The sequence below is a fragment of the Pseudobutyrivibrio sp. UC1225 genome, assembly GCF_900115215.1.
GTDB lineage: Bacteria > Bacillota > Clostridia > Lachnospirales > Lachnospiraceae > Pseudobutyrivibrio.
Genome location: NZ_FOVQ01000004.1, coordinates 216,460 through 233,184 on the forward strand (window position 1 = coordinate 216,460; position 16,725 = coordinate 233,184).

At 41.2% G+C, this 16,725-nt stretch carries 14 protein-coding genes; 3 read left to right on the plus strand and 11 right to left on the minus strand.

Going from position 1 to position 16,725, the window contains the following annotated elements:
* Nucleotides 1-160: 160 nt before the first annotated feature.
* The 9 genes from BMZ41_RS07530 to BMZ41_RS07570 form a co-directional block, all read right to left on the minus strand.
* On the minus strand, nt 161-1,525 hold the full coding sequence (locus BMZ41_RS07530; protein ID WP_090168225.1) for a PFL family protein: 1,365 nt from the start codon (nt 1,523-1,525) through the stop codon (nt 161-163).
* Between the two features lie 99 nt (nt 1,526-1,624).
* Nucleotides 1,625-1,900, minus strand: coding sequence for an ACT domain-containing protein (locus BMZ41_RS07535; protein WP_090168227.1), 276 nt, complete (start codon nt 1,898-1,900; stop codon nt 1,625-1,627).
* Nucleotides 1,901-2,012: 112 nt separating this feature from the next.
* A complete protein-coding gene (locus BMZ41_RS07540) occupies nt 2,013-2,813 on the minus strand; it encodes an MBL fold metallo-hydrolase (RefSeq protein ID WP_090168230.1) in 801 nt (266 codons plus the stop codon).
* 84 nt (nt 2,814-2,897) lie between these two features.
* Nucleotides 2,898-4,991 (minus strand): cell division FtsA domain-containing protein, encoded by a 2,094-nt coding sequence (locus BMZ41_RS07545; RefSeq protein WP_090528312.1) that lies wholly within the window; start codon nt 4,989-4,991, stop codon nt 2,898-2,900.
* Between the two features lie 29 nt (nt 4,992-5,020).
* Nucleotides 5,021-5,611 (minus strand): dephospho-CoA kinase, encoded by a 591-nt coding sequence (gene coaE, locus BMZ41_RS07550; protein ID WP_090528314.1) that lies wholly within the window; start codon nt 5,609-5,611, stop codon nt 5,021-5,023.
* A 3-nt stretch (nt 5,612-5,614) separates the two neighbouring features.
* Nucleotides 5,615-6,550 carry a DUF975 family protein gene (locus BMZ41_RS07555; RefSeq protein WP_090168237.1) on the minus strand — a complete coding sequence of 312 codons (936 nt, stop codon included), beginning with the start codon at nt 6,548-6,550 and terminating at the stop codon, nt 5,615-5,617.
* A gap of 81 nt (nt 6,551-6,631) precedes the next feature.
* On the minus strand, nt 6,632-9,337 hold the full coding sequence (polA, locus tag BMZ41_RS07560) for a DNA polymerase I (RefSeq protein ID WP_090528317.1): 2,706 nt from the start codon (nt 9,335-9,337) through the stop codon (nt 6,632-6,634).
* Nucleotides 9,337-11,130, minus strand: coding sequence for an aminopeptidase P family protein (locus BMZ41_RS07565; protein WP_090528319.1), 1,794 nt, complete (start codon nt 11,128-11,130; stop codon nt 9,337-9,339). The genes polA and BMZ41_RS07565 overlap by 1 nt, the downstream gene beginning before the upstream one ends.
* Nucleotides 11,127-12,446 (minus strand): glycoside hydrolase family 5 protein, encoded by a 1,320-nt coding sequence (locus BMZ41_RS07570; RefSeq protein WP_177184175.1) that lies wholly within the window; start codon nt 12,444-12,446, stop codon nt 11,127-11,129. Before BMZ41_RS07570 ends, BMZ41_RS07565 begins: the two co-directional genes overlap by 4 nt.
* A 199-nt stretch (nt 12,447-12,645) precedes the next feature.
* Here BMZ41_RS07570 and BMZ41_RS07575 point away from each other — a divergent pair, with 199 nt between their 5' ends.
* Both BMZ41_RS07575 and BMZ41_RS15435 read left to right on the plus strand, forming a co-directional pair.
* Nucleotides 12,646-12,891, plus strand: coding sequence for a helix-turn-helix transcriptional regulator (locus BMZ41_RS07575; RefSeq protein WP_090168246.1), 246 nt, complete (start codon nt 12,646-12,648; stop codon nt 12,889-12,891).
* A 24-nt stretch (nt 12,892-12,915) separates the two neighbouring features.
* Nucleotides 12,916-13,200 carry a hypothetical protein gene (locus tag BMZ41_RS15435; RefSeq protein WP_143002007.1) on the plus strand — a complete coding sequence of 95 codons (285 nt, stop codon included), beginning with the start codon at nt 12,916-12,918 and terminating at the stop codon, nt 13,198-13,200.
* Nucleotides 13,201-13,203: 3 nt separating this feature from the next.
* On the opposite strand, the gene BMZ41_RS07580 is transcribed toward BMZ41_RS15435, so the two are convergent.
* Nucleotides 13,204-14,421 (minus strand): 6-phosphofructokinase, encoded by a 1,218-nt coding sequence (locus BMZ41_RS07580; RefSeq protein WP_090168247.1) that lies wholly within the window; start codon nt 14,419-14,421, stop codon nt 13,204-13,206.
* Between the two features lie 60 nt (nt 14,422-14,481).
* On the opposite strand from BMZ41_RS07580, the gene BMZ41_RS07585 reads away from it, so the two are divergent.
* Complete coding sequence (locus tag BMZ41_RS07585; RefSeq protein ID WP_090168249.1) at nt 14,482-14,886, plus strand: hypothetical protein; 405 nt, start codon at nt 14,482-14,484, stop codon at nt 14,884-14,886.
* 46 nt (nt 14,887-14,932) lie between these two features.
* On the opposite strand, the gene recJ is transcribed toward BMZ41_RS07585, so the two are convergent.
* Nucleotides 14,933-16,699: a single-stranded-DNA-specific exonuclease RecJ gene (recJ, locus tag BMZ41_RS07590; protein ID WP_090528327.1), complete on the minus strand. Its 1,767-nt coding sequence runs from the start codon at nt 16,697-16,699 to the stop codon at nt 14,933-14,935.
* Between the last annotated feature and the right edge of the window lie 26 nt (nt 16,700-16,725).

The following is a 16,725-nucleotide window of genomic DNA, read 5'->3' on the forward strand; positions in this document are numbered from 1 at the left end:
TGCTAAAAAATACGATAATAAAAAAGCACCTCATGTCAAAAACATAAGATGCTCAAAATAAATCTATTAATTTTAAAAATGAAAAGCCTATAAAAGCTAGCTTTTGCCAGGCAACATTTCCTGAAAGAAAATGTTGCGCCATGTCCGGTTTACAATACAACTAATTCTTAAATGAATGAATAGGGGCAGGAATACGACCCTTACGATTAATAAAGTCTGCGCAAGAGAACTTATTAACAGGCATGATTGGTGCATATCCAAATAATCCACCAAACTCTACTGTGTCGCCAACACCCTTACCTATAACTGGGATAAGACGGGCTGCTGTAGTCTTCTGGTTAACCATACCAAGTGCCATCTCATCTGCAATCATACCAGAAATTGTAGTAGCAGGTGTATCTCCTGGAATAGCAATCATATCAAGTCCTACTGAGCAAACACATGTCATAGCCTCAAGCTTTTCAAGAGTGATTGCACCAGCCTCAACAGAATTAATCATACCCTGATCCTCTGATACAGGAATGAAGGCTCCTGAAAGTCCACCTACGTAAGAGCTTGCCATAACGCCGCCCTTCTTAACCTGATCATTGAGCATTGCAAGAGCTGCGGTGGTACCTGGAGCACCAGCGTACTCAAGACCAATCTCGCAAAGAATATCTGCAACCGAATCTCCAATAGCTGGAGTAGGTGCAAGTGATAAATCAATAATACCAAATGGAATGCCAAGACGCTTAGAAGCCTCCTGTGCAACAAGCTGACCTACACGTGTAACCTTGAAGGCTGTCTTCTTGATTGTCTCACAGAGAACCTCGAAGCTCTCGCCACGAACCTGCTCAAGTGCCTTCTTAACAACACCAGGACCAGATACACCAACATTGATAATAGCATCTGCCTCGGTAACACCGTGGAAGGCACCAGCCATGAATGGATTGTCGTCTGGAGCATTACAGAATACTACAAGCTTCATGCAGTCAACAGAATCTCTATCCTTTGAACGATCTGCCACCTGAAGAAGGATATCACCCATAAGGCGAACAGCATCCATATTGATACCTGTCTTTGTAGAAGCTAAATTTACTGAACTACAAACTCTCTGTGTCTCGCAAAGAGCCTGTGGAATAGAACGAATAAGCATCTCATCTGCTGTAGTCATTCCCTTAGAAACAAGAGCTGAATAACCACCAATAAGATTAGCGCCAACAGCCTCTGCTGCCTTATCAAGTGTATGAGCCAAAGTAACGAAATCCTCTGGCTTCTTGCATGCAGCGCCACCAATAAGCGCGATAGGTGTAACAGAAATACGGCGGTTTACAATAGGAATGCCATAGTCTCTTTCAATTTCCTTTGCAACCTTATCTAAATCCTTCGCAACTGTAGTGATACGATTATATACGTTTTCATTAACCTTCTTTAAATCTGAGTCAATGCACTCAAGAAGGCTGATACCAATAGTGATTGTGCGGACGTCAAGTGTCTGCTCCTCCACCATCTTGTTAGTTTCGATTACTTCACGTAAATTTACCATATATCCTCCTTTATACGGGAAAGCAGCACCCATGCAAATTGCCTTCGGCAATGGGTGCGCTGTGATAAACAGGTTCTCCCCCTTCGGGGTCCCCCCTATTTATATTCTGTGCATCTTCTCAAAAATCTCTTCTTTTTGAGCCTTTACCTGAACACCAATCTCATCTCCAAGGCTCTCTAAATCCTTCTGAATTTCTCCAAAATTCTTTGTTGCCTTTTCGATATCTACAATCATCATCATGTTGAAGAATCCTTGAACAATAGTCTGTGTAATATCTAAGACATTTACCCCGCTCCCTGCTAAATAAGTGCAGATACGAGCAATAATACCAACTGTGTCTTTACCAACTACGGTAATAATAACTTTGTTTTCCATAAGAATTCTCCTTTTCTATTCCGCTAGTTACAGTAACAGTCCTTAGTGTTTCTTCATTCAGTTATAGAATGCTTCATTCAGAAACCTAAGAGATTGTTACTTACTAGCTCAATTAAATAATTATTCTTTCTGAGACGTCACTACGTGACGCGACAGTTATATCGAAATCACTCGCATTGTATGGAGTGCTTTCATCCATGTTAACCTCCAGACGCACGGTCTCATAAGCCAGGTCTGGATAATTGTTTTCATTACTAAGATGCCCTAAGAAAACATGCTTAATATTGTCATTAAGTATTGAGCTTAAAAGCTTTCCACTGGCCTCATTAGAAAGATGTCCATAATTTCCTAAAATACGCTGCTTAAGTGGATAAGGATAGGAACCAACCTCCAACATATGGATATCGTGGTTTGCCTCAAGCAAAAGAGCATCCAAATTTGTTAAATTATCAACAATATAGCCATCATAATAACCTAAGTCAGTACATACTGCAACCTTAGAATTAGCATTTTCTATACGATATGCAACTGGGTCTGCAGCATCATGGCTGATATGAAATGGGTGAATATTAAGACTACCTATAGAGAAATCCTCATCGGGCTTGATGACATGAAAAAGTGTGTCATCAATGGCCCCAAGGCTTTTCATAGAACGTATTGCTCTGATTGTAGGTGCCGTAGCGTAAATCGGAATATGGTATTTACGAGAGATTACTCCAAGTCCAGACACGTGATCTGAATGTTCGTGAGTTACCAGCAGGCCAGCCATATCGGCGGTGGTGTAATCATATTTGTTCATCCCCGCCTCTATGCGCTTTCCTGAAATACCTGCATCGATCATTACATGTGTGCTGTCATCTCCAACACAGATGCAATTGCCGCTGCTACCACTTGCAATACTAAAAAAATCCATTATAAATAAAATCTTCTTTCTATTTTTACTTGTCGCACCATTGTGTCGTCGGCCTAAAGGCCTCCTGGCACTCTAAACCTTCGCTTAGGCTCGGTTTAAAGCGCCATTATCCCAATATACTTCAATCTCGTCATTCTCATGAAGCTCATCTGAATAGCCGCACTTATGTCCATTAATCTTTGTGATGAGTGGACGTCCATTGCTTTCGTTCGGATCGAAGTTGATTACATTATAAATATCTACAAATATATAATCCTTCTTTCCGCAAAGCACTCTCTTCTTTCCATTGATGGTGATTGGAAGCTCTGTTGCCTCATCCTTCATCTTAGTGTGAACATCAGTGATATTCTCAGGTGCAACATCAATATCATAATCCTCTGGCATACCTTCATCATCCTCGGCAAGATAATCTCCTGCATAGGCTACCGGTGTAGTGGTAGTCCAATCAATAACGAAATTTTCATATACCAATGAGTCAAGGCTGGATGGACGATGATTAACGAGAATCTCGTAGCGATCATCGATAGTCACATCCATAAACTCTGCCAACTGACCAACTGTATAGAATGGGCGTGTTTCAATAACATCTCCATCCTTAACTGAATATGTTGATGGCTCCATAGAACCATTAACTTCAACAAACTTAGGGCACTTAACTCTGTGTCCACATACTGTGAAATACAGATACTCTGTAGTGAATTCCTCCAAATCAGCGATGGTGCCATTTCCACCTGCGCCAACTGTAGAAGGAACGAACTCAACATCACAGTTGAACTCCAGAGGAGTATTAATTCCTACTGGCTTTCCATTCATTTTAACAACTGCAGATTCACCCTCGACACCGCGAATCATACGTGAAACACCATTGACCGTGAAATTGATTTCCTTACCACGGCGTGGGAACAACTGCTCAGCAGAGAAACCTGCCTGCATAGCAGCGTCCACAATTGTAAGCTGTCCATTATCGTAAAGCTTCATCATCTCTCCATTAAAGTGAATCATGATGAAGTTGTTCTTTGTCTCATAGTAATTCAGGCAGATACCAATTGGAGTAACGAGAAGTGAATCCTTCTTAATATCCTCCTGCTCGAAGATGACATTCTTCATGACTTCCTCGCCACGAAGAGCAACACGCTCGTCAACAATCTTTAAATCATTGGCAAGTGCCTCGGTGAAGCCATGAATCTTTCCGCCTCCACCAACAACGAAAGCTGCTGAAACAGATTTGTCGCCATTGAGCTCCTTAATCTTTGAAGCAACCTCGCTGGCAATCTTTTCCATAATTGGATTAGTGAGCTTATATACTTCCTCAGATTTGATGGTGTGGCTGATGCCCATAATATCTTCGTAGGTGATATCTCCACCTTCTGTAGAAGCTCTCTTAATCTGCTCTGCAGTAGCAAAATCAACTAAATATTCATGAACCAGAACCTCAGTAAGCTCATCACCGGCCATAGGAATCATGCCGTATGCAATGATACTGCCATCTTTTGTGACACAGATATCAGAGGTACCTGCGCCAACATCAACAAGGGCGATATTAAGCATTCTAAAATTCTGTGGAATAGCAACATTAATAGCTGCGATAGGCTCCAATGTAAGATTAGCAACTGTAAGACCAGCTTTGCCAACAGCAGCATAAAGTCCATCTACAACATCCTCGGGAAGGAAGGTAACGATGATATCCTCTCCGATAACATCTGCCTTGTGATCCTCAAGAGATGAGAATGGATCTCCATTAAGATAATATCTAACTGTAGAATAACCTACACAGAAGAACTTGTATTTACTGTCCTCGGCACCACCTTTGATTTCCTTACCAGCCTGCTCGATTCCAAGCATATCAAGTGTATGTAAATCCTCGCCTGAAACTACAGTCTCCTCTGGATATTCCAAATCCACATGTGTAGTAATAGTACGAAGCACACGACCAGCGGCAGCTATACAAACCTCTGTAAGAGTGAGGCCTGTCATGCTTTCAAGCTCCTTTTTAACCTCGTCGCAGGTAGCTCCAACTCGACCTATATCGTGAATCTGTCCGTCCAGCATGGCACGAGTATCGTGTTCACGTAATGTCTGAGCAATAACGTGAAACTCCCCATCCTCAAGATAGCCAACTGTACCGATGACATTTCTTGTACCAATATCCAAGCCAAAAACAATGTCCTTCTTTTCCATAGTAAAAATCCCCTTCAGCATTTTTTAATCTATCTAAGTAATGCCTTTAGCTGAGCAAGTGTCCCCTCTTTGCTGCCGCTATTATCTATGACTTTGTCACAGTGCTCTCTAAAACTCTCGTCAGAACGCTGTACTTTAAAGGTATTTTCAATGCGTTCTTTAGAGTAACCCCTGGATTCCATGAGCCTGATTTCGCGAACCTCAGGGCTGGCATAAATATACCACATCTCATCCACAAGTTTACCATATCCACATTCTATTAACAATGCAGCTTCTAAGAAAAAATACTCTATATTGTGCTTTTCTTTTTCCTCTTCTACCTGATTTAGTACTTCTTTTTCCACAGCAGGATGAACGATGGAGTTTACTCCACTTAGAAGATCATCATCTGCGAACATGTACTTTGCCATAAGAGGTCTGTCAATTTCTCCGGACTCGTCCAAAATAGAGGTAGGCCAGTTTAAAGCCACTACCTCATCAAAACACTTATGACCACTTGTCATAAGCTGTGCTGCCACCTCGTCGGCAAGCACTACTTTGCAATTAAAATTTTCTTTTAATAAAGAGAGCACCGTGCTTTTGCCAGCGCCGATGCCCCCTGTAATTCCTATAAATTTCATATATTACTCGTCAAAAATATCATCATTTGATGATGGTGTATTATTTAATGTATCTGTGTTCTCAAATGTTGGCGCACTTGAAGTGTAGTCTGCCTCGAAAGATGCTGACTGGAATGTTGGACCTTCTACTGACTCTGGCATATGAACTCTCTTGAGATAATCATAAGCTCCAGCCTTTGCAAGATTCATATAAGGCTCAACATAAAAGATTGCTAAAATGAACAAAGTGAACATTGAAAGGATAATCCATCCGATGAAAGAAAGGTCTAATACGAAAAGACTCCACTTATTTCCCTTTGTCATCTTCTTTGTCATTTCAAAGCACTCTTTAACTGTAAACTCTGGCTTATCAATGAGAAGATATGGAATCATACTATACTGATATGCCTTAACAAATGCAAAAACTATACCAACTATATAAAGAATTACTCCAAGAACAAGTAATAGCACACCTACTCCTGAATCAACAAAAAGGAATCCAGCTCCCAGACCAACAAGAATTGCTCCTGGAAGGCAGAAAAGCATTGTCCAAAGACATACATACAATGTCATAAGGAACATGCCACCAACGTTGTGCCAATACTGACCATTCTTAAATCCATCAAAGAATGTACTAAAGTCTGCTCGTGATCCGCTGTAAAACTTATAGTAGAAGTATACCTGACCAACTGCAATAACATTAAGGACAAAGATTGATAAAAGAATTGTAACAGTATCTGTAGCAACTGTTGTCCCCATGCTTGCTGTTAATGCTGCTTCGGCTGTTGTCAGCGAAGATGTACCTGCTGCTCCTGCCATTGACATAATTGACTTAGCACTTACGATAGACAGTACAATTACCAACAGCAGTCCCAATAAAAATGGATAACCTACTACTGGCCAGTAATTAGCTGATAAAGCAGCTCTGGCATTTGCTTTGATTTGTTTTCTTGGAAACATTTTCAATATCCTCCTAATACAATGATGCTTATACTCTCCCTATTAAAATATATATAAATTCCATGGAAGACGGGAAAGCACTTAGTGTGCTTCAGCCCATGTCTTTCCAGAATTCATATCAATTTCTAAGTCCACAGCAAGCTTAGCTGCATTCTCCATCTCCTCAGCAATAAGCTTTTCAACCTGTGTGCGTTCTGACTCAAGTGCCTCTACCAAAAGCTCATCGTGAACCTGAAGAAGAAGCTTTGACTTAAGTCCCTCCTTGAGGAGTCTGTCGTGGACATTTACCATTGCAATCTTAATAATATCTGCTGCTGTTCCCTGAATAGGTGAATTCATGGCTACTCTCTCACCAAACTGGCGGGTCATAAAGTTTGATGACGAAAGTTCTGGAATAGGACGACGTCTACCATACATGGTAGTAACATATCCCTTTTCCTTACCATCAGATTTAAGCCCCTCCAAAAATTCATGCATCTTTGGATAAGCCACGAAGTAGTTATCAATATACTCCTGAGCTTCCTTTCGTCCTACACCAATATCCTTTGCAAGACCAAAGGCACTGATACCATAAACGATACCAAAGTTAACAGCCTTTGCTCTGCGGCGCTGGAGATCTGTAACCTCATCAAATGGTGTGTTAAACACAAGTGATGCTGTAGAACGGTGAATATCCTGTCCGGCCTTAAAGGCGCCAATCAGATTTTCATCGCCAGACATATGTGCAAGTACTCTAAGCTCAATCTGAGAATAATCGGCATCAAGGAATATACAGCCATCCTTTGGGTAAAATACCTTTCTGATTTCTCTACCAAGCTCCATTCTGATAGGAATGTTCTGAAGATTTGGCTCAGTAGAACTGATACGTCCTGTAGCAGTAACTGTCTGCATGAAGGTAGAGCGGATTCTTCCATCGGAATCAACACAGGCTGCCAAGCCATCAGCATAAGTACTCTTAAGCTTTGCCAACTGTCTATACTCTAATATATCACATATTATAGGATTTGTGGCTGAAAGTTCCTCTAAGACATCAGCCGCTGTAGAATAACCTGTCTTAGTCTTCTTTCCACCCTCTATTCCCATTTTTTCAAAAAGTATTACGCCAAGTTGCTTTGGAGAATTGATATTAAACTCCTCTCCAGCCTGAGAATAAATGCTCTGCTCTAATTCGTTTATACGAACTGAAAGACGATTGCCATATTCAGCGAGTGCTTCTTTGTCCATGGCAATGCCCTGAAGCTCCATATCAAAAAGAGTGTACACAAGGGGCATCTCGATATTCTCATAAATATCAAGCATTCCCTCCTCTTTAATCTGTGCAATAACCTTTTCGAAAGCCGCAAATGCAACATAGGCATTGTAGCAAGCATATGTAGTAACAGCCTCAAGTAGATTATCATCCTCAAGAGCTACATTTAGCTTTGTTTTTCCAAATAAATCTGCCTGAGCAGGAATGATGATTCCAAGCATCTCGCTAGCAACATCATCGGCTGTGTAAGCATTCTTTGTTGGATTTAAAAGATAGGCAGCAACAGCAACATCCACAGCTGTAGGGAAAATCTCTGCCTTTCCGCCATTATCTAAAACAGCCTGCTTCTCCTCTGAGCTCATAAGCTCATGAAGAATGTGCATTGCATTCTTTAAATCCCAGAAGCAAAGCTTCACGCCTGCTTTACTGATTTCAATAAGCTTGTGACCAAGATAATCTGGGGTGATAAAACCAGCACAATCCACATAAACTGTAGAATCGCCAACAGATAGCGCAGCACCTTTTATGCATCTGTCCTCTCCTGCCATAATGCTTGCACCAACAAAATCCTTGCCGGATTTTTTAAGCTCAGCGAAGAAATCCTCCACCTCACCTAAATCGTATATACGTTTAAAGGTCTCAGCCTTGTTGTCCTGAACCTTTGTAGTAGTAGACGCTTCAAATCTAGGAAGAAGCTTCTTAAGCTCGTAACGCTTGCAGAGAAGATATGCCTCCTCTGTAAAAAGATTCTCAAGCTTAGTGCTACCCTCTTCAAGCTCTATAGGAGCATTAACATTGATTGTGGCAAGCTCCTTGGAAAGCACAGCAATATCCCACTGGTCGATGAAATTCTGAACAACCTTACCCTTCTTCATCTCATCAACGTGAGCATGGCATTCCTCAATAGAACCATACTGAGCAATCCATGTCTGTGCAGTTTTAGGGCCAATGCCTTCAACACCTGGAATATTATCAGAAGTATCTCCCTGAAGTGCTTTTACATCGATGAACTGCTTAGGAGTAACGCCGTAGGCCTCCTTAACATCCGCTGCGAAGTAGTTCTCGATTTCTGTTCCACCCTTCTTTGTCTTAGGGATGGATATTTTAACCTTTTCAGTAGCAAGCTGAAGAAGATCTCGGTCTCCGGAAACGATAGTAACATCGAATCCCTTCTCCTCGCCAATTCTAGCAAGGGTACCTAAGATATCATCTGCCTCCCAGCCTTCTTTGGTGATAACTGGAACGCCCATGGCTCTAAGCATTTCCTGAATACGAGGAATCTGCTCCTTGAGCTCTGGAACCATTGGCTTTCTGGTGCCCTTGTAGGCTTCAAACATTTTGTGTCTGAAGGTAGGGGCAGAAACATCAAATGCCACTGCAAAGTTATCAGGCTGTTCATCATCGATGAACTTTAACATCATATTTACAAAGCCAAAGATGGCGCCTGTATGCTCGCCCTGGCTGTTAGTTAAGTCGGGCAAGCCATAGAACGCACGATTGGCAATACTATGTCCGTCAATTAAAAGTAATTTGCTCATTAAATCTCCCTAGTCTCTTTTGCTAACCACTCATTTTCCTCATCAGTAAGATAAGGCTTAAGTGTTTCACGAACCATTGCGTGGTACTCGTTAAGGGTCTTCTTCTCTGCCTCAGTCATCATCTCTGGGATAACTGGGTCAAGGTCGATTGGACAGTATGTGATAGCCTCGAAGTGACGGAAATCACCGTACTCTGTAGTCTCACCAGCTACACAAAGAAGCTCGTTTTCAATACGAATTCCAAAGCCATCCTCAATGTAAAGACCTGGCTCATCTGTAGTAATCATACCTGGCTGAATCTCAGCAGAATTCTGTCCCTGAAGAACTCTCCAATGGAAACGGTTTGGTCCTTCGTGAACATTTAAGATGTGACCTACGCCGTGACCAGTACCGCATCTATAATCAAGTCCCATATCCCAAACTGGTCCACGTGAAAGAACGTCTAAGTTTGCACCTGTAACTCCCTTAGGGAAGTTTGCTGCAAGAAGTCTTAAGTGGCAACGAAGAACTACTGTGTAGTACTCCTTCATCTGCTGTGTAAGCTCACCAAGAGCGATTGTTCGTGTGATATCTGTAGTACCCTCAAGGAAATGAGCACCTGAATCTACAAGTAAGAATCCTTCTGGCTTAAGTGTAGCCTCTGAACCAGCCTTTGCGCTGTAGTGCATCATTGCAGCGTTTGGTCCGTAAGCTGAGATTGTACCAAATGAAAGATCCACAAAATTCTCCTGCTCCTTGCGGCGAGCCTCATAATAATCTGAAGCTGTGATTTCAGTCATTGGTACCTTACCAACATTTTCCTTAATCCACTTAATAGCCTTTGTGCATGCAACACCATCTTTTACATGAGCCCACTTTGTATTCTTGATTTCAGTCTCATTTTTGATAGCTCGCATAAGCTCTGATGGATTCTTGCCATCGATAATCTTTGCTGAACCCTCTAGAGCCTTAAGCATGTTGTAATTAACGATTGACTGATCAAGAAGAACTCTTCTGTCTGCCATATCAGCACTCTGAAGATAATGATAAATCATATCGTATGGGTAAAGCTTTACACCCTTATCGTTGAGATAGCCCATTACCTCTGCTGGCCAGTTTGTTGTGTCTGTAAAAAGAATTACGCTTTCATCTGTGATAATAAGGAATGAAAGAAAAACTGGAACGTTTGCAATATCATTTCCTCTGATGTTTAACGTATATGCGATATCGTAAAGAGCTGTAAGTAAATGAGCATCAGCTCCCTTCTTTTTCATTTCTTCACGAATACGGGCAATCTTTGAATCCATTGTCTCGCCTGAGAACTGATCCTCAAGAAGCCATGTAGTAGCCTTTGGCAGTGCTGGACGATCTGTCCAAATCTCATCTACTAAATCTTCAGTAGTAGCAAGCTCTCCGCCCTTCTTTGTAGCGATATCAAAATACTTTGCTGCATTCTTAGCTGATACGCAACGACCATCAAAGCCAAGGCATCCGCCATCTGGGAAATTCTTCTCGATAAATTCTTCTACCTCAGGAACTCCTGGCTCTCCCATGCGCTCCAAAATAACCTCTGAATCTGCAATCTGCTTTGCAGCCTGAACGAAATAACGTCCATCAGCCCAAAGATGAGCTTCCTTTAATGTAATAACTGCTGTACCTGCTGAGCCTGTAAAGCCTGTGATAAAGCTACGTGCCTTAAAGTGCTCTCCTACATATTCTGATGAATGAAAATCGTCTGTTGGGATGAGGTATAAATCAATTCCTCTCTCCTTCATTAAATCACGCAATGCTGCGATTTTCTCATTAGTTGTCATCTTCTTTTTATCTCCTTACTATCTTTTATTTCATCCTTTTCAGGGATTTCAGCTTTTTTTCTATTGTCGGAAAGTCTCTCAAATAAATGCTTTCCCTGTTCTGTCAAATCTTCATATTTGAAATCAAAATATTTGTCACAAGACTGATTAATTAATGCAGAGCCCTCATCACTATTTGATAAGTTCCAAATGCATGTAGAAAGATTGTAATCATCCATCAAATCATCCCATCTTGTAGCTTCATGCTTGTCTAAGTCGCCAACACCATCAGCTGAATAATAACTAAACTGAGAAACAAACACCGGAAGACCATCCTCTAATGCGTTGATTAGAGCATTTCTATCGCTTGATTTTTGTGTGCGAGCATTAAAATGATATGTATACATAATATTAGTGCCAAAAGCATCTGAATCCAGTGGATCTGCCAAGACTGATTCTAAATCAGTGCAGCCTTTTGGTGTACCTACAAGAATAATTGCTGTTCTGTTAACACGTCTGATCACTGGAATAACTTCCTTTGCATATGCCTTGATGTCTTCCCAGGTGGTATCATCATTTGGCTCGTTGCAAATTTCGTAAATGACATTGTCGTTTAATTCGTATTTACGAACCATCTCACCAAAGAACTGAATTGCCTCTGCTTTATATTCATTAGGATTTGCATCGTTTAATGTATGCCAATCTAAAATAACATACATATCATTATCTGTAGCAGCCTTAACTGCCTCATCAATGACTTCCTTGAGCTCCTGCTGCTTATCAGCACCTGCTACACAATATCCATCATAATCGCTGGTGAATAAAGCCAGTCTGATTACGTTGATTCCCAAATTTGATTTGAGAAACTTTATAGTATCTGCAGACGCAAACTCTGGATACCAGCTAAGATTGTTAGTGCTGATACCTGTAAGTCTTACTTCATTTCTTACTTCATCATAAAGCCTTCCATCTTCAACATGAAGGGCGCCATAATAATCCAGCTGTTTACCAATCTGGATAACAGACTCCGCCAATTCCTTTTCTTTAGCTTCTTTTTCAGCTTCCTCCGCAGCTTTATCTGCTTCTTCCTTAGCTTTCTTAAGCTCTTCTTCCTTCTTAACAGCCTCGTCCTGTTTCTTTTCCTTGATCACAAGCTTAGGCTCCTCTTTTACAGGCTCCTGTGTCGCTTGCTCAGGCTTTTGCTCCTCTGTGGATACCTGCCATGGGAAAGTGACCCCGCCTTTAAAATAACTAATAGCAAAAACTCCGCCTACGATAGCTACTGCGAGAATGATAATTAAGACTGCTGTTCTAAAACGTTGTTTTTTGCCTACCATATGTCCCTCCAAGAATCTATATTCGTAAACCATAATCCTACGGTTCAAAAAAATAATCCATTTAAGATTATAGCTCATTTGCCTCTCATAAAAAAGGGTTACTAATCTCCTATTTTTCTCGATAAAAATCCCTGATTTTATTGTGAAGTCCATTGTTTTATGTTATCATATATGATAACATATTAGCATGAGGTGAACTATGAAGAATCGATATTCTGATGGAGTTGTCACACCCCAGGCTTTGGAGGCGCGTCATTCCATCGCCCGGCAGCTTCGTGACACCCGACATTCCCTGCATCTCACTCAGGAGGCTGTAGCCGAGAGAGCAGGCACAAAAAAATCTAACATCTCCCGAATGGAAAGCGGCAAATACAATCCGTCTCTGGACTTTCTCGTTAAGGTTGCTGATTCCATGGGAAAAAAAATTGATATTCAGGTGAATTAAAAGTTATTGAAAGGTTAGTTAGAAATGAAAAGAAAACCTAAGATTTCAAAGAATTGTGGAAAAGATATAGTCCTCTGCAAGACTACCAATCGCATCGTATCTAATCGCACTTCAGATCTTTTATTAGAACAGTCAGTGCCATTTTCAAAAAATTGGCACCGTGTTCCATTCTTCAGAAGAAGAAATTACCACGGTGCCAATAAAGTCTGTGTTATTTCCATCAATCGCACTCAGTACTCTCACGCACGTCGCGTCCTCAATCTTTTAGAGGAAAGAGATTACAACAGACTGCAATTAAATGTTATTTAGTTTCTAGTTTTCGCGAGAAACGTATACTGGAAGTCCATCCTTGTACTCCACATCCGGAAGTCCAATTACAAGCGGCTTCAAGTACATCACCATATCAGAGGTTACACCATTGTGCTCGGGATTAATCCAATCCTGTGGCACTTCCTTCGCCTCGTTGGCAATATCATGAATCTTCGCATAATTAAGCTTAATTTCATAAGGTGCATTACTGATACGCTCCATTGTTACCATAGCGCCTGTAACACCCTCTTCTGCAATATCAACAGCCTTCTTGCCGATAGCTTCTGACTCGTTGATATCTGTAAGGCTGGACATATGTGCAGCTGCACGCTGTAAAACATTAACTTCGATAGAGCGAACCTTAACCCCCAATTTATCCTTAACAAGGTACTCTAAAGTCTTTCCTGCACCTGAAAGCTGTGCATGTCCGAAATTGTCTAATGTTCCTGTAGCAGCTGAAATGTACTCGCCTTTGTCATCTCTGATTCCCTCAGAAACAGCAACTACAATGTTGTTCTTCTCCTTAAGAAGATTTGCCAAGTCCTCGATGAACTTATCCCTGTCAAATGGAACCTCTGGCAAGTAGATAAGGTCTGGACCATCGCAGCACTCGTTCTTTGCGAGAGCTGTAGCAGCTGTAAGCCATCCTGCATCTCTACCCATTACCTCGATGATTGTGACACTAGGATTGTCATAAATCTGTGCATCGAAGATAACCTCCATTGTAGAAGTTGCAATGTATTTTGCCGCTGAACCGAATCCTGGTGTATGATCTGTAACGCAAAGATCGTTATCAACGGTCTTTGGTACACCTACAAACCTGATACTTGAACCAATCTTAGCAGCATAAGCAGAAAGCTTGTCTACTGTATCCATCGAATCATTTCCACCAATGTAGAAAAAGGCTTCGATTTGATATTTGTTAAATTGGTCAAATAGGATATTATAGATAGGATCATTTGAGTCTACGCTAGGAAGCTTGAATCGGCATGAGCCAAGATACATTGCAGGAGTTGTTTTAAGACGCTTAAGAAAACGTGGATCATTAGCTACGACAGCTGTTAGGTCAATAACATTGTCATTCTTGATTCCGAGAATGCCATTGATAGAGCCGTAAATCTTGTCATATCTAGAACCAAGGGTTCCCTCGATGACACCAGCAAGGCTGGCATTGATAGCCACAGTAGGACCACCAGATTGAGCTACTAAAACATTTCCCATAGAAAATATCCTCCCTATAAAGTATTTCTAGGGAAGATTTTAACACAGAGGAGGCAATTTATGAACACATTTTTATATGGCATTTTAGACATAATTACAGAGGCACATACATATATTTTGTCATTGAATGACGCATACGAAGCAAATCTAACAGACAAACAGCTTCACTTTATCGTAATCGGTATTATTGGTATGGCAATGATTTTTATTGTCCACCCACTATTTACACTTTTAGCAAAGACAAACCATGTCCTTGCCATCAGTTGGATATACGTATTTACGTTGATAATTCTCATAACCTTCGCAATTGAAATCGGACAAAAGATTACCCACTCTGGTGTAATGGATTTTGAAGATATCGTTTTTGGCGTATGGGGCTTTTTGCTGATGTTCCTGATATTTGCCTTAATACGTGGAATAATCATCGGTATTATACATCTTATCAGAGACATAATAAGAAAATAAAAAAGAAAGAGTTTTGCCTGCAATCCCAAGCAAAACTCTTATTTTTTTATTTAAAATTTTCAATCATAATCTGTATGCTACGGTTGCCACGGAACTCATTTATAGATGGCTCGTAAATGATATCCATAGTAACTCCTACACTCTGACCTGCACAGACTCTTGTCCATGCTTCCGCTCCGAATTTCTGATTTACTGCTTCCTCAAATTCCGGAACATTTCTAAACATCATAGCTGTCATCGTATTTCCGTTTTCAGTACCTACCGTCAATCTAAGATACTGACCTTCTTTTCCTATGTAGGCAGCCTTAAGAATAGGCACGTTTTTCAAGGCAAACAATGGCTTCGTATTTCCGGTACCAAAAGGTGCCAGCATATCTATGGAATCCACCAAGGCTTCGTTGATATACGAAAGAGGCATATCACAGTCAATCTTTATAACCTCCTGCATATCGTCCTCTGTCAAAGTACAACGTTCGTTAAGTCGAGTGCGAAGCTCATCAATCTTCTCTTTTGGAAGTGACACTCCAGCAGCCATAGGATGTCCACCAAACTTCGTAAATACGTCCTTAACGCCTGTAAGCTCTTCGAACATATTGTAAGCCGGAATAGAACGTCCACTTCCCTTTGCACCCTCTTCGGCATCTGTGATAACAAGCACTGGCTTACTGTAATTCTCTCTAATTCTCCCAGCAACAATACCAGCAAGACTCTCATGTAATTCTGGGATATAGATTACAAGGACACGATCCTTACTCAGGTCGCTATTTTCTATCATATCTCTAGCTTTATCAATACCAAGCTGAGTCATATTCTTTCTCTGGGAATTGAGTTCAACCAACTCGTTTGCCATGGCAAGTGCCTTACCCTGGTCTGTTTCCATAAGAAGCTCAATAGCACGTCCAGCTGTATCAAGACGACCGCTTGCATTGAGGCAAGGACCGATAATAAATCCCAGGTGATAACAGCTGAGAGGCTTTCCCTTAAGCTCATTGCGAGCTAAGAGTGCATTAATTCCAATGTTATCCGTAGCCTCAATAGCCTTTATTCCATGATAAACAGTAGCGCGGTTCTCACCTTTAAGCTCCATAACATCACAGACGGTAGCGATAGCTGCAAACTGGAGGAATTTATCTGATTCCTCCTTCTCAAGTCCAAGAAATTCAAAGAGAACCTCTGCAAGCTTCCATGCTACCTGGGCACCACAAATACCCTTAAATGGATAATTACAATCATCACGCTTTGGGTCTACAACTGCATCTGCCTTTGGAAGCTTCTGAAGCTTTGTCTCACCATCAGCATCAAGCTCAAAGGGAACCTCATGATGGTCTGTTACAACAAAAGTCATACCAAGCTCTTTCGCCAAATCGATAGCAGGAGCTGCCGCAATACCATTGTCACAGGTGATAATAAATCCAACACCATCATCATAAGCCTGCTGTACCATGTCTGGATTAATTCCGTAGCCATCCACCATTCTATGGGGAACTGCATAATCCACATCACCGCCGGCTTCTCTGATAGCTGAGGTAAGGATGTAGGTAGACATAATTCCATCTACATCATAATCTCCAACCACACGAATCTTTACGCCCTCATCAATGGCTTCCATGAGAAGCTCACAGGCTAAATCCATGTCTGCAAATAAATGTGGATCTGGGAAATTATTCAGAGTAGGGTGAAGATACTCTTCCATTTCCTCATATGTACTAAGACCACGATTAACCATGAGACGCACTAAAACTGGATCAACTCCCAGCTTTGTACTAAGTCCAGCATAATCTGCGGCTTTTCTTTGTAATATCCATTTACTCATAAATTATCTCCGTTAAAAAAATTCCG

What these genes read in the sequence shown, in the direction of transcription:
- BMZ41_RS07530 (WP_090168225.1), bottom strand. Translation starts at nt 1,525, where the DNA reads ATGGTAAATTTACGTGAAGTAATCGAAACTAACAAGATGGTGGAGGAG.
- BMZ41_RS07535 (WP_090168227.1), bottom strand. Translation starts at nt 1,900, where the DNA reads ATGGAAAACAAAGTTATTATTACCGTAGTTGGTAAAGACACAGTTGGT.
- BMZ41_RS07540 (WP_090168230.1), bottom strand. Translation starts at nt 2,813, where the DNA reads ATGGATTTTTTTAGTATTGCAAGTGGTAGCAGCGGCAATTGCATCTGT.
- BMZ41_RS07545 (WP_090528312.1), bottom strand. Translation starts at nt 4,991, where the DNA reads ATGGAAAAGAAGGACATTGTTTTTGGCTTGGATATTGGTACAAGAAAT.
- coaE (WP_090528314.1), bottom strand. Translation starts at nt 5,611, where the DNA reads ATGAAATTTATAGGAATTACAGGGGGCATCGGCGCTGGCAAAAGCACG.
- BMZ41_RS07555 (WP_090168237.1), bottom strand. Translation starts at nt 6,550, where the DNA reads ATGTTTCCAAGAAAACAAATCAAAGCAAATGCCAGAGCTGCTTTATCA.
- polA (WP_090528317.1), bottom strand. Translation starts at nt 9,337, where the DNA reads ATGAGCAAATTACTTTTAATTGACGGACATAGTATTGCCAATCGTGCG.
- BMZ41_RS07565 (WP_090528319.1), bottom strand. Translation starts at nt 11,130, where the DNA reads ATGACAACTAATGAGAAAATCGCAGCATTGCGTGATTTAATGAAGGAG.
- BMZ41_RS07570 (WP_177184175.1), bottom strand. Translation starts at nt 12,446, where the DNA reads ATGGTAGGCAAAAAACAACGTTTTAGAACAGCAGTCTTAATTATCATT.
- BMZ41_RS07575 (WP_090168246.1), top strand. Translation starts at nt 12,646, where the DNA reads ATGAAGAATCGATATTCTGATGGAGTTGTCACACCCCAGGCTTTGGAG.
- BMZ41_RS15435 (WP_143002007.1), top strand. Translation starts at nt 12,916, where the DNA reads ATGAAAAGAAAACCTAAGATTTCAAAGAATTGTGGAAAAGATATAGTC.
- BMZ41_RS07580 (WP_090168247.1), bottom strand. Translation starts at nt 14,421, where the DNA reads ATGGGAAATGTTTTAGTAGCTCAATCTGGTGGTCCTACTGTGGCTATC.
- BMZ41_RS07585 (WP_090168249.1), top strand. Translation starts at nt 14,482, where the DNA reads ATGAACACATTTTTATATGGCATTTTAGACATAATTACAGAGGCACAT.
- recJ (WP_090528327.1), bottom strand. Translation starts at nt 16,699, where the DNA reads ATGAGTAAATGGATATTACAAAGAAAAGCCGCAGATTATGCTGGACTT.